The sequence below is a fragment of the Pseudomonas yamanorum genome (genome assembly GCF_900105735.1).
In the GTDB taxonomy this organism is placed as follows: Bacteria; Pseudomonadota; Gammaproteobacteria; order Pseudomonadales; family Pseudomonadaceae; genus Aquipseudomonas; species Aquipseudomonas yamanorum.
In genome coordinates this window covers 1834551-1855563 of record NZ_LT629793.1, presented here as the reverse complement: position 1 = coordinate 1855563, position 21013 = coordinate 1834551, and the positions used below count along the sequence as shown (strand labels likewise).

23 protein-coding genes and 1 tRNA gene are annotated in these 21013 nt (G+C 59.8%); 16 read left to right on the top strand and 8 right to left on the bottom strand.

The genetic code is table 11. The features are described 5' to 3' along the window. Positions 1-16: 16 nt before the first annotated feature. Together BLU46_RS08985 and BLU46_RS08980 are read left to right on the top strand one after the other, a co-directional pair. A complete protein-coding gene (locus BLU46_RS08985) occupies positions 17-973 on the top strand; it encodes a MucB/RseB C-terminal domain-containing protein (RefSeq protein WP_093200750.1) in 957 nt (318 codons plus the stop codon). 246 nt (positions 974-1219) lie between these two features. Then, positions 1220-2656: a DegQ family serine endoprotease gene (locus tag BLU46_RS08980; protein ID WP_093200747.1), complete on the top strand. Its 1437-nt coding sequence runs from the start codon at positions 1220-1222 to the stop codon at positions 2654-2656. A 67-nt stretch (positions 2657-2723) separates the two neighbouring features. On the opposite strand, the gene BLU46_RS08975 is transcribed toward BLU46_RS08980, so the two are convergent. Beyond that, entirely contained in the window at positions 2724-4157 is a 1434-nt protein-coding gene (locus tag BLU46_RS08975; RefSeq protein ID WP_017479253.1) for a M48 family metalloprotease, read from the bottom strand. A gap of 95 nt (positions 4158-4252) precedes the next feature. Between BLU46_RS08975 and BLU46_RS08970 the strand changes: the two genes are divergently transcribed. After that, entirely contained in the window at positions 4253-4492 is a 240-nt protein-coding gene (locus BLU46_RS08970) for a sulfurtransferase TusA family protein (RefSeq protein WP_003211989.1), read from the top strand. 40 nt (positions 4493-4532) lie between these two features. Continuing rightward, positions 4533-5603: an AI-2E family transporter gene (locus BLU46_RS08965; RefSeq protein WP_003211986.1), complete on the top strand. Its 1071-nt coding sequence runs from the start codon at positions 4533-4535 to the stop codon at positions 5601-5603. A 131-nt stretch (positions 5604-5734) separates the two neighbouring features. On the opposite strand, the gene BLU46_RS08960 is transcribed toward BLU46_RS08965, so the two are convergent. Further along, entirely contained in the window at positions 5735-6208 is a 474-nt protein-coding gene (locus tag BLU46_RS08960) for a peroxiredoxin (RefSeq protein ID WP_063032625.1), read from the bottom strand. A gap of 10 nt (positions 6209-6218) precedes the next feature. Next, positions 6219-6779 (bottom strand): glycine cleavage system protein R, encoded by a 561-nt coding sequence (locus BLU46_RS08955; protein ID WP_003172487.1) that lies wholly within the window; start codon positions 6777-6779, stop codon positions 6219-6221. A 261-nt stretch (positions 6780-7040) separates the two neighbouring features. Between BLU46_RS08955 and dapA the strand changes: the two genes are divergently transcribed. The 5 genes from dapA to BLU46_RS08930 all read left to right on the top strand — a co-directional run bounded on the left by dapA (position 7041) and on the right by BLU46_RS08930 (position 10730). Then, positions 7041-7919 carry a 4-hydroxy-tetrahydrodipicolinate synthase gene (gene dapA, locus BLU46_RS08950; protein WP_063032623.1) on the top strand — a complete coding sequence of 293 codons (879 nt, stop codon included), beginning with the start codon at positions 7041-7043 and terminating at the stop codon, positions 7917-7919. A 17-nt stretch (positions 7920-7936) separates the two neighbouring features. Further along, positions 7937-9052, top strand: coding sequence for an outer membrane protein assembly factor BamC (bamC, locus tag BLU46_RS08945; protein ID WP_017479250.1), 1116 nt, complete (start codon positions 7937-7939; stop codon positions 9050-9052). A gap of 4 nt (positions 9053-9056) precedes the next feature. Next, entirely contained in the window at positions 9057-9815 is a 759-nt protein-coding gene (locus BLU46_RS08940; protein WP_093200744.1) for an MBL fold metallo-hydrolase, read from the top strand. Positions 9816-9843: 28 nt separating this feature from the next. Continuing rightward, a complete protein-coding gene (gene purC, locus BLU46_RS08935) occupies positions 9844-10557 on the top strand; it encodes a phosphoribosylaminoimidazolesuccinocarboxamide synthase (protein WP_003211975.1) in 714 nt (237 codons plus the stop codon). An 83-nt stretch (positions 10558-10640) separates the two neighbouring features. Continuing rightward, positions 10641-10730 (top strand) — tRNA-Ser (locus tag BLU46_RS08930). Positions 10731-10786: 56 nt separating this feature from the next. Here BLU46_RS08930 and BLU46_RS08925 read toward each other — a convergent pair. Beyond that, positions 10787-11158, bottom strand: coding sequence for a helix-turn-helix domain-containing protein (locus tag BLU46_RS08925; RefSeq protein ID WP_063032619.1), 372 nt, complete (start codon positions 11156-11158; stop codon positions 10787-10789). Between the two features lie 3 nt (positions 11159-11161). After that, positions 11162-11464, bottom strand: coding sequence for a type II toxin-antitoxin system HigB family toxin (locus BLU46_RS08920; protein WP_063032617.1), 303 nt, complete (start codon positions 11462-11464; stop codon positions 11162-11164). A gap of 237 nt (positions 11465-11701) precedes the next feature. Here BLU46_RS08920 and BLU46_RS08915 point away from each other — a divergent pair, with 237 nt between their 5' ends. The 4 genes from BLU46_RS08915 to BLU46_RS08900 are packed head-to-tail and all read left to right on the top strand — an operon-like array spanning position 11702 to position 14175. Continuing rightward, entirely contained in the window at positions 11702-12259 is a 558-nt protein-coding gene (locus BLU46_RS08915) for a cytochrome b (RefSeq protein ID WP_063032615.1), read from the top strand. A gap of 43 nt (positions 12260-12302) precedes the next feature. Next, the gene (locus tag BLU46_RS08910; RefSeq protein WP_017479232.1) at positions 12303-12854 is read left to right on the top strand and encodes a tetratricopeptide repeat protein; all 552 of its coding nucleotides are present in this window, start codon (positions 12303-12305) and stop codon (positions 12852-12854) included. 59 nt (positions 12855-12913) lie between these two features. Further along, a complete protein-coding gene (locus tag BLU46_RS08905; RefSeq protein WP_050555085.1) occupies positions 12914-13411 on the top strand; it encodes an RNA polymerase sigma factor in 498 nt (165 codons plus the stop codon). Beyond that, a complete protein-coding gene (locus BLU46_RS08900) occupies positions 13408-14175 on the top strand; it encodes an anti-sigma factor family protein (RefSeq protein WP_063032613.1) in 768 nt (255 codons plus the stop codon). The genes BLU46_RS08905 and BLU46_RS08900 overlap by 4 nt, the downstream gene beginning before the upstream one ends. A gap of 2 nt (positions 14176-14177) precedes the next feature. Here BLU46_RS08900 and BLU46_RS08895 read toward each other — a convergent pair whose 3' ends face one another. From BLU46_RS08895 to BLU46_RS08885, 3 genes are all read right to left on the bottom strand, one after another. Next, positions 14178-15206: an AraC family transcriptional regulator gene (locus tag BLU46_RS08895; RefSeq protein ID WP_063032611.1), complete on the bottom strand. Its 1029-nt coding sequence runs from the start codon at positions 15204-15206 to the stop codon at positions 14178-14180. Positions 15207-15232: 26 nt separating this feature from the next. After that, positions 15233-16054, bottom strand: coding sequence for an SDR family NAD(P)-dependent oxidoreductase (locus BLU46_RS08890; protein ID WP_063032609.1), 822 nt, complete (start codon positions 16052-16054; stop codon positions 15233-15235). Positions 16055-16166: 112 nt separating this feature from the next. Then, the gene (locus tag BLU46_RS08885) at positions 16167-17108 is read right to left on the bottom strand and encodes a LysR family transcriptional regulator (protein WP_063032607.1); all 942 of its coding nucleotides are present in this window, start codon (positions 17106-17108) and stop codon (positions 16167-16169) included. A 159-nt stretch (positions 17109-17267) separates the two neighbouring features. Between BLU46_RS08885 and BLU46_RS08880 the strand changes: the two genes are divergently transcribed. Genes BLU46_RS08880 through BLU46_RS08870 form a run of 3 tightly spaced genes read left to right on the top strand, consistent with a single transcriptional unit; the run spans position 17268 to position 20867 of the window. Further along, a complete protein-coding gene (locus BLU46_RS08880; RefSeq protein ID WP_063032605.1) occupies positions 17268-18578 on the top strand; it encodes an MFS transporter in 1311 nt (436 codons plus the stop codon). Positions 18579-18600: 22 nt separating this feature from the next. After that, positions 18601-19830, top strand: a complete 1230-nt coding sequence (locus tag BLU46_RS08875; RefSeq protein WP_093200740.1) for a Zn-dependent hydrolase — start codon at positions 18601-18603, stop codon at positions 19828-19830. Between the two features lie 11 nt (positions 19831-19841). Further along, complete coding sequence (locus BLU46_RS08870; protein WP_063032601.1) at positions 19842-20867, top strand: histone deacetylase family protein; 1026 nt, start codon at positions 19842-19844, stop codon at positions 20865-20867. Positions 20868-21013: the final 146 nt, after the last annotated feature.

Below are 21013 nucleotides of genomic sequence, written 5' to 3'. Positions count from 1 at the left end.
TCCGCCAAGGAGCTTTATGCGCGCCATACCGCTCCTTGCGCTTTTGCTCAGTGGCTGGTTTGTAGTCCCCGCCTATGCCGACGAAGCCCAAGACTGGCTGACGCGGCTTGGGCGGGCGGAGCAGCAACAAAGCTTTCAAGGCACCTTCATCTACGAGCGTAACGGTAGTTTTTCTACCCATGACATCTGGCACCGTGTCCAGGATGGTCAGGTCCGTGAGCGGCTTCTGCAGCTCGATGGTTCTGCCCAGGAAGTTCTGCGCGTTGATGGCCGTACCCAATGCGTGAGCGGCACGCTGGTTGCCGGGCTCGGGGGCTCCCCCAACGCCACAGCACGCACCCTTGATCCGCAAAAACTCAAAGCGTTCTACGACCTTGCCGTCATCGGCAAATCGCGTGTGGCCGGTCGAAATGCGGTGATCGTCTCAGTGACTCCTCGCGATCAATACCGCTATGGTTTTGAGCTGCATCTGGATCGCGAAACCGCGCTGCCACTGAAGTCATTGTTGCTTAATGATCAGGGCCAGCTGCTGGAGCGATTCCAGTTCACCCGGCTCAATACATCGGTGCCTGACGATCGTGAATTGCTGCCCAGCGGCGAATGTACGCCGGTCGCTGTGACCAGCGCCAAGGCCCCGGAGGTCGAGATTCCTCAGGATTGGCGCCTCGATTGGTTGCCGCCAGGCTTTCAGTTAGTCAACAGCAGCGCTCATAAAGACTCCCACACCAAGGTCACTGTCAGCAGCTTGATGTATGACGATGGCCTCGCGCGTTTTTCGGTATTCCTGGAGCCGCTTAACGGCGCAACCGTGACCGAGACGCGCACCCAGTTGGGCCCGACAGTTGCCGTATCACGGCGTCTGAATACCCTGGAAGGCGAGGTGATGGTGACCGTCGTCGGCGAAATCCCGATTGGCACCGCCGAGCGAATTGCGCTGTCTTTACGCAGCGGCACCACGCCCGCCAAGCCGTGAGTTGTTAATCCTATGTTCATCCTGATATTTCAATGTTGCGCAGGAGAGAGTCGATGCCTGCCTCTACCGAGAGACATGAAATGTCTGGATCATTTTTTTCACTTGCTAAAATCTCCTATGTTTTTTATAGGTCAGGGCTTCTCGGCCCTGGCCTTGTTTTGTTCGCGGAACAAAAATGTCGGTCGCAGTTTTTTCGGCGTTTATTGAACCCTGTCGCTCAACCCTGCTCGTCGTAATGGGAGCTGTATGTCGATACCACGTTTGAAGTCTTACCTATCCATTGTCGCCACGGTGCTGGTGTTGGGTCAGGCCGTTACCGCGCAAGCGGCCGAGCTGCCTGATTTCACCCAACTGGTGGAGCAGGCTTCGCCTGCCGTGGTGAACATCAGTACTACGCAAAAGCTGCCGGATCGCAAAGTCTCCAATCAGCAGATGCCTGACCTTGAAGGCCTGCCGCCGATGCTGCGGGAGTTCTTCGAACGCGGCATGCCCCAGCCGCGCACGCCGCGTGGCGGTGGCGGCCAGCGGGAAGCCCAGTCCCTGGGCTCGGGCTTCATCATCTCGCCTGACGGTTACATCCTCACTAATAACCATGTGATTGCCGATGCCAACGAGATTCTGGTGCGCCTGGCTGACCGTAGTGAGCTGAAAGCCAAGCTGGTAGGCACAGACCCACGTTCCGACGTGGCCCTGCTGAAAATCGATGGCAAGGACCTGCCGGTGCTCAAGCTTGGCAAATCCCAGGACCTGAAAGCCGGGCAGTGGGTCGTCGCCATCGGTTCGCCGTTTGGTTTTGACCACACCGTGACCCAAGGCATCGTCAGCGCCATCGGTCGCAGCCTGCCGAACGAAAACTACGTGCCGTTCATCCAGACCGACGTGCCGATCAACCCGGGCAACTCCGGCGGTCCGCTGTTCAACCTGGCGGGCGAAGTGGTCGGCATCAACTCGCAGATCTACACCCGCTCCGGTGGTTTCATGGGCGTGTCGTTCGCGATTCCGATCGACGTGGCCATGGACGTTTCCAACCAACTGAAAACCGGTGGCAAAGTCAGCCGCGGCTGGTTGGGTGTTGTGATCCAGGAAGTGAACAAAGACTTGGCTGAATCCTTCGGTCTCGACAAGCCAGCGGGTGCCTTGGTCGCGCAGATCCAGGACGATGGCCCAGCAGCCAAAGGCGGCCTGCAAGTCGGTGACGTGATCCTGAGCATGAACGGCCAGCCGATCGTCATGTCTGCGGACTTGCCACACCTGGTGGGCGCACTTAAGGCCGGCAGCAAGGCCAAGCTGGAAGTGATCCGCGACGGCAAACGCCAGAACGTTGAGCTGACTGTTGGCGCGATTCCGGAAGAAGGCGCGGCGCTTGATGCGTTGGGCAACAGCAAACCGGGTGCCGAACGCAGCAGCAACCGCCTGGGCATTGCCGTCGTCGAGTTGACCGACGAGCAGAAGAAGAGCTTCGACCTCAAGAGCGGTGTAGTGATCAAGGAAGTGCAGGACGGCCCTGCCTCCCTGATCGGCCTGCAACCAGGTGATGTGATTACCCACCTGAACAACCAGGCCATCAACTCCACCAAAGAGTTCACCGACATCGCCAAGGCGCTGCCGAAGAACCGCTCGGTGTCGATGCGCGTCCTGCGTCAGGGTCGTGCCAGCTTCATTACCTTCAAGCTGGCCGAGTAATCCGCTAGTCCAATAAAAAGCCCCGCTCTCGATATACGAGAGCGGGGCTTTTTTGTGGCTGTAAGGTTTAGCCCATCATGTCTTTGATCATGCGTTCCTGGTCGATCAGTTCACGCTGTCGTGCATCGATGCGTGATGAGAGCGGGAAGTTGCTGCCGGCGCGACGCTTGGCGAAGTCCAGTTGCTGGATGGCCTGCTTGAAATCTCCCACCAGGGCGAAGTACTCGGCGCGGGCCTGGTGCAGGCCGATGATATTGCCCGACAAGCCACGGGTTTCTGCGACCTGGTACCAGACATCCGGATCGTCTGTGCGTGATTTAAGCAGGCCTTCCAGGGCTTTTTCCGCGTCAGCGGTACGGTTCTGCTTGAGCAGCAGGTCCACCCGCACTTGGTTCAGTGGGTAGTTGCCTGGATATTGCGTCAACATCCGGTCCGTGCGCTGCTGGGCATCCGGAAGACGATTGTTGGTCATGTCCAACTCGATCTGCGCCAGGTTGTAGGTGATGTCGTTGGGTGCCTTGGCCAGCAGCGGCTTGAGGTTTTCCCGGGCCAGGTTGAACTGCGCGCCTTTGATCTGGGCGATGGCCAAGCCATAGCGCGCCACATCATTTTTCGGGTTTTCATCCAGCTGAGCCTGGAAGCGCTTGGCTGCCAGGCCTGGAGTGTCTTCGTAATACAACTGCACGCGCGCGCGGATCAGTTGGTAGCGCAGGCTGTCTTCAATGCCGCCCGGCTTGGCTTGCTCCGCGCGGTTGCGGGTATCGGCGATCCGCGATTCGGTGACCGGGTGAGTCAGGAGGAATTCTGGTGGCTTGGCGTCAAAGCGGTACTGGCGCATCAAGCGCTCGAACATGGTCGGCATGGAGCGCGGGTCGTAACCAGCCTTCTCCAGGTTGAGAATGCCGATACGGTCAGCCTCTTGCTCGTTTTGCCGGGAAAAGCGGCGTTGCTCCTGGATGGCGGCGGCCTGGCTGCCGGCAATTGCGGCAATGCCCGCATCACCTGCACCCGCGGCGGCGGCGATGATGCCGCCGAGCAGCGCTGCCATCATCGGGATCTGCATGCGCTGCTGCGCTTCCACGCCTCGGGCGAAGTGGCGTTGGGACAAGTGAGCCAATTCGTGGGCCAGCACCGAGGCATATTCGCCTTCGGTCTGGGCATTGAGGAACAGGCCGCCATTGACCCCGACGATGCCGCCAGGTGCGGCAAAGGCGTTCAACTGCGGGCTGTTGATCAGAATGAATTCCAGGCGCCGGTCATTGACCTGGCTGGTCTCCACCAGTTTGTACACGCTGGTTTCGACGTAGTCCTTGAGTTGCGGGTCGTTGAGCTGCGAGACCTGGCCACGCAGGTAGGCCAGCCATGCCCGGCCCAAATCGTATTCCTGTTTTGGCGAGACAATGGCAGAACTGGCGTCGCCAAGTGACGGCAGGTCGTCAGCGAAGCCTGGAGAGGCCAGCAGGCAAGCCAGCGTCAGCAGGGTAGGGCGCAAAAAAGTCATGCACAAAGCCTTTCGACAAAGACCTTACTGTAGCCGGACACTGAGCTTCGGACCAGATATTCTAAGCGCCCCCGATGCCCACCCGGAGCAAAACCATGACCGACGCTGTAGCCTTCGATGCCGAACTGGATGCCAGTGGCCTTAACTGCCCGCTGCCATTGCTCAAGGCCAAGCTGGAACTCAATCGGCTGGCAAGTGGCGCGGTGCTCAAGGTGATCGCCACGGACGCGGGTTCCCAGCGGGATTTCCGTACGTTTGCCAAGTTGGCCGGTCACACCCTGTTGCATGAAGAAGACGAAGCGGGCGTCTATCGTTACTGGTTGCGCAAGGCCTGAATCGCTTGAATATGCTGTCCTTATCGCCTGAGGTTTATTGATGTTCAAAGTGTTACGTGACTGGATTCAGCGCTACTTTTCCGATGAAGAAGCCGTGGTGCTGGCCGTCCTGCTGTTTCTTGCCTTTACGGCCGTGCTCACCTTGGGCGGCATGCTGGCGCCGGTATTGGCAGGGATGGTGCTGGCGTACCTGATGCAAGGCCTGGTCTCCATCCTGGAGCGTTTGCGATTACCGGGCGGGGCTGCGGTGGGCTTGGTGTTTGCCTTGTTCATGGGGCTGTTGCTGGTGTTTATCGTGATCGTGGTGCCCTTGTTGTGGCATCAGTTGATTACCTTGTTCAACGAGCTACCGGGCATGCTCGCCAAGTGGCAGTCATTGCTGCTGCTGTTGCCCGAGCGTTATCCGCATCTGGTGTCGGACGAGCAGGTATTGCAGGCCATTGAAGTGGCCCGCGGTGAAATCGGAAAGTTCGGACAATGGGCGCTGACCTTTTCTCTTTCGAGCTTGCCGTTGCTGGTCAACATCATGATCTACCTGGTACTGGTGCCGATCCTGGTGTTTTTCTTCCTCAAGGACCGCGAGATGATCGGTCGTTGGGTGCGAGGCTACCTGCCCCGTGAGCGCGCGCTGATTACCCGGGTCGCCGAAGAAATGAATCGGCAGATAGCCAACTACATCCGTGGCAAGGTCATCGAAATCTTTATCTGCGGTGGCGTCACCTACATCGGCTTTGTCGCACTGGGGCTGAACTACGCTGCCCTGTTGGCGCTGCTGGTAGGTGTTTCAGTGGTGGTGCCATACGTCGGCGCGGTAGTGGTGACAGTGCCGGTGATGTTGATCGCGCTGTTCCAGTGGGGCTGGAGTGATCAGTTCATCTACCTGATGGCGGTGTACGGCATCATCCAGGTGCTGGATGGCAATGTGCTGGTGCCGCTGCTGTTCTCCGAGGCGGTGAACCTGCATCCGGTGGCGATCATCTGTGCGGTGTTGTTGTTTGGCGGGTTGTGGGGCTTTTGGGGGGTGTTCTTTGCGATCCCCCTGGCGACACTGTTCAAGGCGGTGCTGGATGCCTGGCCTCGGCAGGAGCCTGTTGTAGCGCCGTTACTCTGATATTTGTGGTGCCGGTGCAGGCCTCATCGCGGGCAAACCCGGCTCCACATTGACTGAGTTGTCCTGTTGAACAACGATCACAGATGGGAGCTGGCTTGCCTGCGATAGCTATTTCAAAGCCAGCAAGTGAATCAAGCCTTGTCCAGCGCTTGCGCCGCTGCCAGCACAGCATCCACATGGCCTGGCACTTTCACACCACGCCATTCCTGACGCAGCACGCCATTCTTGTCGATCAGGAAGGTGCTGCGATCAACACCCAGGTATTCCTTGCCATACAGCTTCTTCAGCTTGATGACATCAAACAGCTGGCAAACCGCTTCGTCCTTGTCGCTGATCAGCTCAAAGGGGAATTCCTGCTTGGCCTTGAAGTTCTCGTGGGACTTCACGCTGTCCCGGGACACGCCAAACACCTCGGTGTTGGCCGCCTTGAACGCTGCGTGCTGGTCACGAAAGCCCTGGCCTTCAGTGGTGCAGCCCGGGGTGCTGTCTTTCGGGTAAAAGTAGATCACCACTTGCTTGCCCTTGAGCCCGGCAAGGCTGAAGGTCTGCCCGCTGGTGGCCTGGGCTTCGAAGTCGGCTACCGGTTTGTCGATGACTACTGCCATGAAAACTTCCTTACATTGGGTTCTGTGGGCGCCAAGGCTCGATCAGTGCGTCGAGGTTCAGAGCATCGGCGAAATCCAGGAACTGGTCGCGCAGCCAGCTGATCTGCACGCCGGCCGGCAAGGTCACGGTAAAGGTGGCGTTGAGCATGGTGCCGCCGGTCTGCGGGGCCTGATAGGTGTCGCAGGTCAGGTTTTCCAGCTCGACGTTATGGTCGATAAAGAACTGGCACAGCTCGTTGACGATGTCCGAACGGTAGGCCGAGCTGACATAGGCGACATAAGGTAGAGCCTGGGGACGGTTCTCCAGGGCAGCGCTGCGGACCACGTTGACGGTGAAGTCATGCTTCTTGGCCAGGCCCGGCAGGCCGGTTTCAAGGCGAGCCAGGGCATCCCAGGTCCCGGAAATCTGCAGGACCAGCGCACTGCACTCGCCATGGCGGGTCAGGCGGGAGGTCACGACGGCGCAGCGGTTTTCATGGCTGGCGCGGCACAGGACGTTAGTCAGCTCCATGGGGTTGGCGCCAAGGGCACTGATGACAAGGAATTGTTCGCGGACTGTGGGGGTGGACATGCAGCCTTCCTAAAGCGATGAGCGGTCGATACGATGAAAGCGGTATCAATCAAAGGATGAAGGGTAGCGAAAACCATCGCCAAGGGCTAGGAGGTGGCGTTTTCATTACGTAATCAGCTTCATCAAACCCCGCTTTGGCCGAATGATGGCGTTGCTGCGAACTAAGTTGATCCAGAACGCATCCTCAGGCGGTACTTCGCTTGTACAAGCATCTTGGCGCCAGTACCATTACCGCTCTCTTTTTCCGGCAGGAGCGGTTGCATGATTGCGGGCAGTATGGTGGCACTGGTCACACCCATGGATGCACAAGGTAATCTCGACTGGGACAGCCTGGGCAAACTGGTGGACTTCCACCTGCAAGAGGGCACCAACGCCATCGTGGCGGTCGGCACCACGGGTGAGTCGGCCACACTGGATGTGGAAGAACACATCGAAGTGATCGAATTCGTGGTCAAGCGTGTTGCAGGGCGTATTGCCGTCATCGCCGGCACGGGCGCCAATTCGACCCGCGAAGCGATCGAATTGACCAGCAACGCCAAGAAAGCCGGCGCCGATGCCTGCCTGCTGGTGACCCCGTACTACAACAAGCCGACCCAGGAAGGCCTGTACCTGCACTTCCGCGCTATCGCCGAAGCGGTCGACATCCCGCAGATCCTCTACAACGTGCCAGGTCGCACCGCTTGCGACATGAAGGCCGAGACCGTGATCCGCCTGTCCACCGTACCGAACATCATCGGTATCAAGGAAGCCACCGGTGACCTGCAACGCGCCAAGGACATCCTCGCCGGCGTCAGCAGCGACTTCCTGGTGTATTCCGGTGACGACGCCACTGCCGTCGAACTGATCCTGCTGGGCGGTAAAGGCAACATCTCGGTGACTGCCAACGTCGCACCGCGCGCCATGAGCGAGCTGTGTGCCGCAGCCATTGCCGGTGATGCGGTCAAGGCCCGGGCGATCCACGAACAACTGGCACCGCTCAACAAAACCCTGTTTATCGAATCCAACCCTATCCCCGTGAAATGGGCGCTGCATGAGATGGGCCTGATGCCGGACGGTATCCGTCTGCCGCTCACCTGGCTCAGCGAAGCCTGTCATGAACCGCTGCGACAGGCCCTGCGCCAGTCCGGCGTCCTGGTTTAATTGAGGAAGCACTACGCATGAAGCGATTGGCCGGACTTTCCGCACTTGCCTTGATTATCTCCAGCACCAGTGGCTGCGGTTGGATCTGGGGCCCGGAAGGCTACTTCCGCGACCGCGGTAGCGATTACCTGGAAGCCCAACAAACCGCCCCGATGAAATTGCCGCCGGACGTCAATGTCGCCAAGCGCCTTGACCCGTTGCTGCCAATTCCGCGCAACGTGGCCGACGACACCTTCAAGGGCGAATACGAAGTGCCGCGTCCACAGCCGCTGTCGGCCGTGGCCGAGGCCAGCGACTACAGCCTGCAGAAGAGCGGCGACACCCGTTGGGTCATGGCCCAGCGCCCACCTGCCGAAGTCTGGCCGGTGGCCGTGCAGTTCTTCCAGGACAACGGTTTCCGCATTGACGAACAACGCCCGCAGACCGGTGAGTTCACCACCGCGTGGCAGCACACCAGCGAGCTGTCGGCGTCCATGGCCAAGCGCCTGCAGGCCGGCGGCGTAGCCAATGACAGCGAAGCCCGCATCCGCGTGCGTATCGAGCCAGGCGTGCAACGCAACACCAGTGAAGTCTATGTGGTGAGCGCCGAGCGTCCTGCCGGTAGCACCGCCAACGTCGACTTCACTCCACGTTCGGTCAACACCGGCGTGGACGCTGCACTGGTCGACGAAATGCTCGCCAGCATGAGCCGTATCTCCGAGAAGGGCGGTTCCGTCTCCCTGCTCGCCGCCGGTAGCTTTGACACACCTAGCCGCGTCAGCCTCAGCGAAGACGGCAGCGGTAACGTTGTGCTCAACCTGGGTGAAGACCTGGATCGCGCCTGGTCGAGTGTCGGCCGCGCGCTGGAGCACGGTGAATGGCGCGTTGAAGACATCAACCGCAGTCTGGGCCTGTACTACATCAACTTGGCCGAAAAAGCCGAGAAGAAAGACGACGAGCCAGGTTTCTTCGGCAAGCTGTTCGGCAGCAAGCCGACCAAGGAAGAGGTCGAGACTCGCGCCGAGCGTTATCAGGTTCGTTTGAGCAAGGTAGGCGAAAGCGTGCAAGTCACCGTCGAGAAGAACATCAACACCGTGGCGCCGGCAGAAGTGGCGCGCAAAGTGTTGGGCGTGATTCAGGACAACCTGGGCTGATCCGATGCGTTTTGCCGTTCTCGGCAGCGGTAGCCAAGGGAACGGCACGCTTGTAGCCCACGACGACACGTACGTCCTGGTGGATTGTGGTTTCTCCCTGCGGGAAACCGAGCGGCGCCTGCTGCGCCTGGGGGTTCACCCCGTGCAGCTGAGCGCGATTCTGGTGACCCACGAACATGCCGACCACGTGCATGGCGTGGGTTTGCTGTCTCGGCGCTACAATCTTCCGGTGTACCTGAGTCGCGGTACCTTGCGCGGGATGCGCAAACCGATCGAACCCGCAGGTTTGCTGGCCGGTGGCGAGCGATTGCAGATCGGTGCCTTGAGCATTGATGTGATTGAAGTGGCCCACGATGCCCAGGAACCGACGCAATACGTATTCAGTGACGGTGAACGGCGCTTCGGCCTGCTCACCGACCTGGGCTCCTACTGCGCCAAGGTGCTGGACGGTTATCGCGACCTCGACGCATTGATGATCGAGTCGAACCACTGCCGTGACCTGCTTGCGCGCGGTCACTACCCGGCCTTTCTCAAGCAGCGGGTCGGTGGGCAGTTTGGTCATTTGAACAACCACCAGGCGGCGTACCTGGTGTATGAGTTGGGCTGGCAAGACCTGCAACACCTGGTCCTGGCCCACCTGAGCAGCAAGAACAACCTGCCGCAGCTGGCCCGGCAATGTTTTGTCGACACCCTAGGGTGCGACCCGGACTGGCTGCAACTGGCCGATCAAGATTCAGGGCTCGACTGGCGACACATCGCCTAGCCCACCTACTTAGCAAGCGGAGCCCATCATGGAAAAACGTGAAGAACTCTACCGCGGCAAAGCCAAATCGGTTTACAAGACCGACGACGCCAACCGCTTGATCCTGCTGTTTCGCAACGACACCTCGGCGTTCGACGGCAAGCGCATCGAACAGCTCGACCGCAAAGGCATGGTGAACAACAAGTTCAACGCCTTCATCATGCAGAAACTCGAAGCGGCCGGTATTCCGACCCAGTTCGACAAGCTGCTGGGCGACAACGAATGCCTGGTGAAAAAACTCGACATGATCCCGGTCGAGTGCGTCGTGCGTAACTACGCGGCCGGTAGCCTGGTGAAGCGTTTGGGCGTGGAAGAGGGCCTCAAGCTCAATCCTTACACCTTCGAACTGTTCCTGAAGGACGACGCCAAGGGCGACCCGTTCATCAACGAATCCCACGTCGTGGCATTCGGTTGGGGCACGGCTGAACAACTGGCGCGCATGAAAGAACTGTCGCTGAAGGTCAACGACGTCCTGAGCAAACTGTTCGACGATGCCGGCCTGCTGCTGGTGGACTTCAAACTGGAATTCGGTGTGTTCCACGACGGCTCCATCGTCCTGGGCGACGAATTCAGCCCGGACGGCTGCCGCCTGTGGGACAAAGACACCCGCAAGAAGATGGACAAAGACCGCTTCCGCCAGGGCCTCGGTGACGTCATCGAAGCCTACGAAGAAGTCGCCAACCGTCTCGGCGTACCGCTGTAATCGACGCAAGCATCTGATAGCACGGAAAAAAATCGCTTTGGCGCTTTGCTTCCAGGAAACAGGCTGTTATGATGCGCGCCGTTGGAGAGATGCCAGAGTGGCCGAATGGGACGGATTCGAAATCCGTTGTACCTTCACCGGTACCTAGGGTTCGAATCCCTATCTCTCCGCCATTACATAGATAAAGCCCCGCAGTTGAATAAACTACGGGGCTTTTTCGTTTCTGGTCTCAAGCAATCTTTACCGGTTTTATCAGGCTTTCTGCCGGAATTCCAAACATCTGATGCAGCTTCCAAATCATCGGCAGCGTAAGCGCCCGCTTTCCATTCAGTACCTCATAAACCCGATTTTGTCGGCCAATAGCAGGGACCAGATCAGCCGCTGATAGCCCCGACTGCTCCATTCTGAAACGAATGGCATCCACCGGGTTGGGTAAGTCCACCGGGAAGTGCTTCGCTTCGTACACTTCAATGAGTGTAATCATCACATCCAGATAGTCGCCTTCAGGCGTCCCGGGTTCCGGCTCGTTGTCGAACAATGGCGATACAGCCTTCAGCGCGTCCCGGTAGTCTTGCTCGGTGTGTATAGGGCGAATATTCATGGCTTACTCCATTTCAACGGTATCGGCATCAATGACGTCGTACTGCTTATGCGTACCGACGAATTTGATATAGAGGGCGCCGTAGCGATAAGCCACGGCGACCACGAGCCGATAGTCGTTACCTCTGATGTTGAACACGACCCTGCGGCTTTTGAGAACGCTGGCGTGACGAAACTGAGCCTTGATATCAGCTGGAGTTTTCCAGTCTGCTTTTTTGACCTCATCAATCCAGGCGAGGAATGATTGCTCTGCATCCGGGTGTCTTTGCCAAAAGGTCTTTAGGTGGCTGACAGCTACGATTCTCATTAAAGATCCTAGTCCCGTGGTGGGACTTTTTCAAGTGCGGTTCATCCGATGGGTGATGTTCAGATAAGCCGTAAGTCTCGTAAAACGCGAAGTGGTAGGCGAGGCATTTGGTTTCTGGGTGTTTTCCTCCCAGCCTCAAAAGCGTTTTATCCGGTGGTACTCACATAAACTTTCACTCACGACTGAATAACTCCCCCCACTGCGGTGTTCACCACACAGACCACCCAGGAAACGCCCATGAACATCCCCGCCGACCGCTACGACCGCTTGACCCGCACCTTCCACTGGCTGACCGCCGCGTTGGTGATCTTCATGTTCGCCAGCGCCCATATCTGGGAAAACCTGGAAAAAGGCACTCCTTTGCGCAAGGGCCTGCAATCCGTCCATATCTCCCTGGGCATCGCCATGGCAGTGCTGATCGCTGCACGTATCCTCTGGCGGCTGTTCGGTGGTAATCATCCAAAGGCCGATAACCACCCTGCGCTTAACCTGGCCGCCAAGATCGCCCACGGCTGTCTATACCTGTTACTACTGACGCAGGTGATTCTGGGCTTCCTGTTCCGCTGGGCCCAGGGCGAGCCCTTCAACTTTTTCGGACTGTTCCCGATGCCAGCGCCTTTTGTGATTGATCACGAATTGCGCGGCACCCTGGGTGGCCTGCACAACAACGTCGCGTGGGCGATCATCGTGCTGGCGGGCCTGCATGCGTGCGCCGCGCTGTGGCATCACTACATCCAGCGCGACAGCACGCTACGCCGCATGCTGCCCGGCCCTCGGGGCGATCTTCAACACTGAGTTTGCTGCTGTACTTTCCCTATCGTTACGGAGCATGAATGCCATGAAGAATCGTCCCGAACACGCCGTTGGTTACCGCACCGCTTTGTTCTTCGGCGCCTGTATGGCCGCCGCGCTCTTGGCCGGCCAGGCCCATGCCTCCGGTGACGAATCGGCGCCGCCCAAGCCCAACTGCCCCAAAGGCCAGGTCTGGGATACCAAGACCGGTAAATGCGTGCTGCAAACCAGCAAGGCCACGTCGGACGCCGACCGCACCGACTACGCCTATCGCCTGGCCAAGGATGGGCGTTACGAAGAAGCCCTGTCACTGCTCGACACCCTGCAAAACCCGAACACCGCCAAGGCCCTGAACTACCGCGGCTACGCCACCCGCAAACTGGGGCGCACCGATGAAGGCATCAGCTACTACCTGAAGTCCGTGGCACTGGATCCCAACTACGCACAAGTCCGTGAGTACCTGGGGGAGGCCTACGTCATCAAGGGCCGTGTGGACCTGGCCCAGGAGCAACTGGTGAAGATCAAGGCGTTGTGCAGCACCACCTGCGAAGAGTACGAAGACCTGGCAGAAGCCATCGCCGCCGCGCCTCAGGCTTGAAGCTGTGAGCGAACAGTCGGGAGATCACCATCACCACAGACGCTGAGTTGCGCCGTGAGTTGAGCCAGCTATTGCCACGTTTATGGCGATACGGGTTGGTGCTGTCGCGACAAAAGCATGTGGCGGATGACCTGGTGCAAGCCACTTGCGTGCGGGCACTGGAGCGTGCAGGCCAGTTCATGGTCGGCACGCGACTGGACCGCTGGTTGCTGACGATCATGCATTCGATCTGGCTCAACGAATTGCGCTCGCAACGGGTACGGCAAGGGCAGGGGTTTGTCGATGCCGAGCAGGAGTTGTCATTCGACGGCGAAACCCTGGCTCAGGATCAAGTGCTGGCCGCGCAGGTGATCAGGCGCGTTAACGCATTACCTGAGGCCCAGCGGGAGACGGTGTTTTTGGCCTACGTTGAAGGGCTTTCATACAAGGAAATTGCCGAAGTCCTGCATATTCCCGTGGGTACGGTGATGAGCCGGCTGGCCGCTGCGCGCTTGAAACTGGCTGAAACGGCGCACTCAAGCGGCTTGTTGGATAAATCGAGCGGAGAACGACGATGACTCAAAATACACCACCGTCGGATGAACTGCTGGTGGCTTATCTGGACGGCGAGTTGGACCCTCAGCAGCGCCAGCTTATCGATAACCTGCTGGGCATCGATCCCATCGTGACCGCCCGCTTGGAGCAGCTCAAGCGTGGCGAGTTACCGTTCAAATCCGCCTTTGATTCGGTTCTCGATCAAGCCCCTGCCGAACGTTTGCAGGCGATGCTCGATGCCTTGCCGCCAGCACAAACACCCACCCTGAGTCGGCGCAGGTTTCTCGCGGTTGCGGCAAGCTTTGCGGTGGCCGGCGTGGTCGCTGATCGACTGTTCATGACCTGGCCCCGACCAGAGCCCGGTTCGGGCTGGCGTGCCTCGGTCGCTGAATACATGGCGCTCTACACGCCCCAGACCCTGGAAAACCTCAGCACTGACGCCGACTCCCATATCGCCCAACTCAGTTCGGTCGGGAGCCAACTCGGCCTGCCGTTGAGCCCGGATGCAGTGCACCTGCCCGGCGCCGAATTTCGCCGCGCACAAATCCTCGATTATGACGGCGTACTGATCGGCCAACTGACCTACCTCGACGCACGCCACGGCCCGCTGGCGCTGTGCATTACGGCGGCGAAAAAAGGTGCGGTGGCCATGGCCACCGAACAGCGCCGGGGCATGAACGTGGTGTTTTGGTCCAGCCCGTCCCATGCGTTCATGTTGATTGGCAGAAACCCGTTCGAGGATTTGCAGATCATGGCGCGCAGTGCCGAGAAGGCTTTGTCGGCATAGCTTCAATGAGACGATGAGGGCGTCTGCAACGCTCGCCACCGAGCTGGCGTTGTCCCTTCCCAGGAACGAAACGCACGATAAAACGAGTTGGTATCTTCATAGCCCACCAGGCACGCGATTTCGTCTATCTCAATCGACGGCTCGGTGAGCAGGTGCCGTACCACCTCCTGGCGCGTCTCCAGCATCAGCTGCCTGAAACTGGTGCCGGCCTCGGTAATGCGCCGTTGCAACGTGCGTTCGCTCATGCCCAGCTCCCGCGCTACCTCGACCATCTCGGGGCGGCCACTGGCCAGAAAGCGCTTGAGGGTGACCTTGACCTGATGGCTGATGCTGGCCGGTGTCGCTGCTTCGGCCAGTGCCGCCACCAGGCCGGGGTTCAGCATTTCCAGCATTTCGGGGTTGTACCCCGGAAAAGGCCGGTCCAGATCCGCGGCATCCAGCACCAGTGCATTACGCTCGGCACCAAACCGCACCGGGCAACCAAAAAACTCGGCCAATACGTTGCTGCCGTCCCCTGCGCGTGCCAGTTCGACCTTCAGAGGAACAATCGGCGTACGGGAACCCCGACGACCCAACTCGACAAACGTGGCAAACGCCGCATCCACCAGCAACGCAGGCGGCGCCTCTGGTGTGTGCAACCAGTCGATGGTCACCGTGCAGGTACGCCCATCCTCGGCAACCAGCAGGCGCTCAGGCGTGCACAGTTGTTTGAAACGGGCGAGGCGGTGCAGGCCATCGCGGTAATCCCGGGCGATAAACGCGGCAAAGCTGGAGGGCGGGAGTGCGGCGATATCCAGCCCCGTCACCAGCAAGATTCCGACCGCCGGATCAGGGTTAAGCGTGCGCACTGCCTCCCAAAGGCGAAAGAACTCCAGCGTCGTCACCTGCCGCCGGTCTCGGCGCTCGCGCAGATGCAGGGTCATGGGCAAGCGTGCCTGACGCAACACCGCCGAAGGCTCCAGGCCGAGGCTTTTCAGCGCCTGCCAAAACACGTCGGGTATGTTGAAACGGGGTTGGGTCGCGTCAGGCATTGAGCACCTTTTTCCAAACTGTGAGATTAATCCGAGGCCGACACGCTGAGGTCATGCCACTTCTTATCCGACTCGGCCAAATCTGCGGCTGCACGGGCGGCGTACTGCACGGCATCGCTGCCGATCAGCAAGCGTAGTGGGGCGTCTTTATTCAGCGCCAGCTCCAGCACGATTTCGGCAACCCGGTCCGGACCGGTGGGCAGGATGCCCGGGGAGTTGAGCAACTCAACCAGGGCGCCGACTGTTTGCTGGTAGGGCTCACTGATGGCGGGAATGGTCATGGAACTGCCCGACCAATCCGTGCGCATGCCGCCCGGCTCCAGCACGGTGACCTGGATGCCCAGCGGGGTGACTTCCTGTGCCAGCACCGTGGAAAAACCACCGACGGCCCATTTTGCGCTTTGGTACGCGGCCAGGCCTGCCATGCCGATACGTCCACCCAGCGACGACACCTGAAAGATATGCCCATTGCCTTGGGCCCGCAGCACCGGCACCACCGCCTTGCTCACGTGCACCACACCGTAGAAGTTGGTGTCGATCTGCGCCGAAAAATCCTTCAGGGTCACGTCCTCCACCGAAGCCAGATCACCGTAGCCGGCGTTATTGACCACCACATCCAGGCGGCCAAAATGTTTCACCGCAGCGTCAACCGCTTCCAGCACCTGCTGGTTGTGGGTGACATCCAGCGCGACGGGATAAACCGCATCACCGTATTCGGCCACCAGGTCATCCAGTTGCTTGGGATTGCGCGCGGTGGCAACCACACGATCACCGGCGCGCAGCGCGGCGACGGTAATCGAGCGGCCGAGGCCGCGGGAACTGCCGGTGATAAACCATATTCTGGACATTCGGACACCTCTTCGTTTGAGACCGTGGGAGCAACCTGTGAACGAATGATGGTGGACGGGCGCTTCTCATACACTAGCAAGAGGGCGCCAAGTGACTTGCGAATCACGCCATTTATTCGGCAGCCAATCGCGCCGACAGACTCTCAATAAACACCGCCTCCGCCCGGCTCATTTTCTGCTCACGGTTCCACAGCAGGTGGATATCCACGTCAGTAATCCCTTCGTCCGGCGGCAAGCGCCAGAGCAGTCCATTCTTCACATCCTCGGCCACCACATGAATCGGCAGGCAGCCCAGGCCAAACCCGGCAATCACCAAGCGCCGCACTTCCTCCAGGCTGGAGGAGGACGCCACGATGCGCCCGCTGAAGCCCTGCTGGTCACGAAAGATCGTCAACGGCGAGAGCATCCCGCCGATCTGGTCGCTGGTGAAACTCACGAAGTTCTCCGACTGCAAATCTCCCTCCGCCAGCCCGGTGCGTCCGAACAACGGGTGATGCCGCCCGCAAAAAAACGCATAACGCTGACGAAGGAACAGATGCTGCTCCAGCCGTGGCTGCGGCCGTCGATTAAGGCTTAGGCCCAACGTCGCGGTTTTCTCCAGCAGGGCAGCAACGATGTCAGAGCTGCGCATCACCTCAACGTCCAGGTCGACCCTGGGATGCTGGCGATGGAAGTCCGCCAGAAACTCATCAAAGGTGTCCGAGTTGATCCGGCTGATCATCAGCAATCGCACTTTGCCGAGCACTTCGTCGCCAGGCTTTTGCAGGGCGTTGCTCATCTGTGAGACCTGGCCATACATCTCGCCGGCGATCGCGAAGATTTGCTCGCCAGCTTCGGTCAGCACGAAACGTGGCCCGCGACGAGCGATCAGTTGGCAGTCGAGCTGCTCTTCCAGACGCTTGAGCGCCTGGCTGATGGCCGGTTGGGTCAGGTGCAGGCGCGCGGCGGCGCGGCTGATGCTCAATTCCTGGCCGATCACCCGGAAGGTGCGCAGCAGGTTCCAGTCCAGGCGGTCATTGAGCAGCGGGTGAATATCGCGGCGGTTTTCTGACATGGCGACAGCTCGATAATAAGCAGGATTTATAATCGGAATAATAAATAGAAAATTGACTAATCATAGCGCCGAGACGAAAAATCCCCCTCAACCAGCGCCATCAGAGCGCGAGCGCCAGACCTTTCTCCTGCCAAAAAAATAACCAAAGGAGCCAGCCCCATGAAGCCATCCGCTTCGCCGCAGCCTCGCCGTGCCGCGGCCGCCGCTTTCATCGGCACCATGATCGAGTGGTACGACTTTTACATCTACGCCACCGCCGCCGCGCTGGTGTTCGGTCAACTATTTTTTCCTTCCGACGACAAACTGTTCAGCACCATGGCCGCGTTCGGCACGTTTGCCGTGGGCTTCTTCGCCCGGCCGTTGGGCGGCATTGTGTTCGGGCATATCGGCGACCGTATCGGTCGCAAGAAATCCCTGGTGATCACGCTGGTGATGATGGGCGTGGTGACGGTGTGCATCGGGCTGTTGCCGACCTACGCGCAGATCGGCGTCGCGGCGCCGGTGTTGCTGGTGCTGCTGCGCATCGTGCAGGGCATCGCCGTTGGCGGCGAGTGGGGCGGGGCGGTGCTGATGGCCGGCGAACATGCACCTAAAGGCCGTCGCAACTTTTTTGCTTCCTTTGCGCAGTTGGGCAGCCCGGCGGGTTTGATTCTCTCGTTGCTGGCCTTCAGCGCGGTGACCCGTTTGCCGGAAGCCGACCTGCTCAGTTGGGGCTGGCGCCTGCCGTTCCTGGCCAGTGCGTTGCTGTTGATCGTCGGCCTGGCGATCCGTCTGGGCGTCAATGAATCGCCCGAGTTCCTCGAAGACAAAGCCAAGGCGGAAAAAGCCCGGGCCATCACCCAGGATCAGGCACCGGTGATCGAAGTGCTGAGGACTTCATGGCGCCCGCTGTTGCTGTGCATTGGTGCCAATACCTTGGGGATTGCCGGGGTGTATTTCACCAACACCTTCATGATTGCCTACACCACCCAGCAACTTAACCTGCCGCGCTCGTTGATTCTGGAATGCCTGTTTGTCGTGGCCATCATCCAGTTCTGCGTCCAGCCGCTGGCGGCCTGGGTGGCGGAGAAGGTCGGTGCCACACGCTTTTTGTGTGCGATGACCGTGCTCGCGATGGCCTCGCCGTATCCGATGTTCGTGCTGGTCAGCAGCGGCCAGGCGCCGTTGATCATCCTCGGCATCGCGCTGGCCGTGGTGTGCATGGCTTCGTTTTATGCGGTGATCGCCGGCTTCGTCAGCGGCCTGTTCGAAACCCGCGTGCGCTACACCGCCATCTCCCTGGCCTATCAAGTGTGTGGCGCGCTGGCCGGTGGACTCACGCCGTTGATCGGCACCTGGCTGGCCCATGAATACCAGGGCCAGTGGTGGCCGATGGCAGTGTTCTACAGCGCGATCGCGGCGGTTTCGCTGGTGTGCGTACTCGCGTTGTCCCGTCGTCACGCCACCGCCCACCGCCTTGAAATGGCTTGAAGCGTTTGATTGGAGAGTGTCTATGTTGAAGATTAATGGCGAGCGCCTGTGGGCCAGCCTGATGGCCATGGCCGAGATCGGCGCCACGGCCCGCGGTGGCAGTTGCCGCCTGGCGTTGAGCGCCGAAGACCAGGCGGGTCGCGCGCTGTTCAGCCGCTGGTGTGAAGATGCCGGGCTGACCTTGAGCGTCGATGCCATTGGCAACCTGTTCGCCCGCCGCGCCGGTACGGACAATGAAGCGGCCCCAGTGATGATGGGCAGCCACCTTGACACCCAGCCGGAAGGCGGGCGGTTTGATGGCGTCTATGGTGTGCTGGCCGGACTGGAAGTGATCCGCAGCCTCGACGACCACGGCATCAAGACCCGCAAACCACTGGAAATCGCGGTGTGGACCAACGAGGAGGGCGCCCGGTTTACCCCGGCCATGCTCGGCTCGGCGGTGTTCACCGGCACCTTGGCGTTGGACAAGGCGCTGGCCACCCAGGATGTCGCCGGTGTCAGCGTGGCGGATGCGTTGCACAGCACTGGCTACAACGGCGAGCGCCCCTTGGGTAGCGCGGTGGATGCGTATTTTGAAGCGCACATTGAACAAGGCCCTATCCTGGAAGACAACGCCAAGAGCATCGGCGTGGTCACCGGTGGCCAGGCGATTCGCTGGCTGGACGTGCGCGTAGAAGGCATGGCCGCCCATGCCGGGACTACGCCGATGCCGCTGCGCAAGGACGCCTTGTATGGCGCCGCGCAGATGATCCAGTCGCTGGAAAACCTGGCGGCTGATTTTGTGCCTGAAGGCCTGACGACGGTGGGCGAATTGAACATCGCCAAGTCTTCGCGCAATACCATCCCCGGCCTGCTGAATTTCACCGTCGACCTGCGCCATCACCGCGACGCCGACATCGAAGCCATGGAGCAACAAGTGCGCGTCCGTTTGCAGGATATCGCCGCGCAACGTGGCCTGAGCGTCACCGTCAGCCCGCACTGGATCAGTCCCGCCACGCCGTTTGATGCCGAGTGTGTGGCGTGTGTGCAGTCGGCGGTGGATGCGTTGGGGTATGCGCAGCAATCCATCGTCAGCGGCGCGGGCCACGATGCTATCCACCTGGCGCGGTTCTGCCCGACGGCGATGGTCTTCATCCCGTGCGTCGGCGGCTTGAGTCATAACGAAACGGAAGACGTGTTGCCCGAGGATGTTCGCCAGGGCACCGATGTATTGCTCAATGCCGTGTTGAAACGTGCTGGCCAGGTTCAGTAAGGAAAAATCCCATGCGTACTTTTTTTCATCCCGAACAACTTTTGCACCATCCTCGCAGCTACTACTCCCGTGGCCAGATGCGCACGCCGCAGGAGGTCCCGGAACGCGCCCGCAACCTGCTGCTGGCCGCCCAGACCCTGGGCTTCGAGATCCAGCAACCGCACGACCACGGCCTCGATCCACTGTTGGCTGTACACGGCGCCGCCTACTTGACCTTCCTCAAGGAGGCCCACCAGCGCTGGAAAGAAATCCCCGAAGACTGGGGCGACGAAGTCATGTCCAACATCTTCGTGCGCGAGCCCAACGCCCTGCGCGGCATCCTGGCCCAGGCGGCGCGCTACCTCGCCGACGGCAGTTGCCCGGTTGGCGAACTCACTTGGCGCTCGGCGTATTGGTCCGCCCAAAGCGCCGTCGCTGCCGCTAAAGACATCCTCGACGGCGCGCCGGCAGCCTATGCACTGTGCCGCCCGCCAGGCCACCACGCCCGTTTCGATGCTGCCGGTGGGTTTTGCTACATCAACAATGCGGCGGTGGCGGCGCAGGCGTTGCGCGATGGCTTCGAGCGCGTCGCCGTACTCGATACCGACATGCATCACGGGCAAGGCATCCAGGAGATTTTCTACGACCGTGATGACGTGCTGTACGTGTCGATTCATGGCGACCCCACCAACTTCTATCCGGGGGTTGCAGGCTTTGCTGAAGAGCGCGGCGCAACCAAGGGGGAAGGCTTCAACCTCAACCTGCCGATGGCGCATGGTGCCAGTGAAGCGGTGTTCTTTGAAAAGCTGGAGCTGGCCTTAAAGGCGGTGAAGGACTTCTCGGCGGACGTGCTGGTGTTGTCCCTGGGGTTCGATATTTACGAGCTGGACCCACAGAGCAAAGTGGCAGTGACGCGGGAAGGGTTTGCGCGGTTGGGTGAGTGTATTCGTGGGTTGGGGCTGCCGTGCGTAATCGTGCAAGAAGGCGGCTATCACCTGGAAACGCTGGACAGTAATGCGCAGGCGTTTTTTGAAAGTGCGCAGGCGTGGTCTATCTGACCTGCTGAATAAAGCGTCTCGGACTGCCTTGGAAATACCTCCAAGGCGTGTCTGTTCCGTAGGGCTTTCAGGTAGGTAATTTATATCCGCTAACTTCTGGTCAATACCCCTCAAGTCCTATCCTGGCTGGCCGAAACTCTGTCATA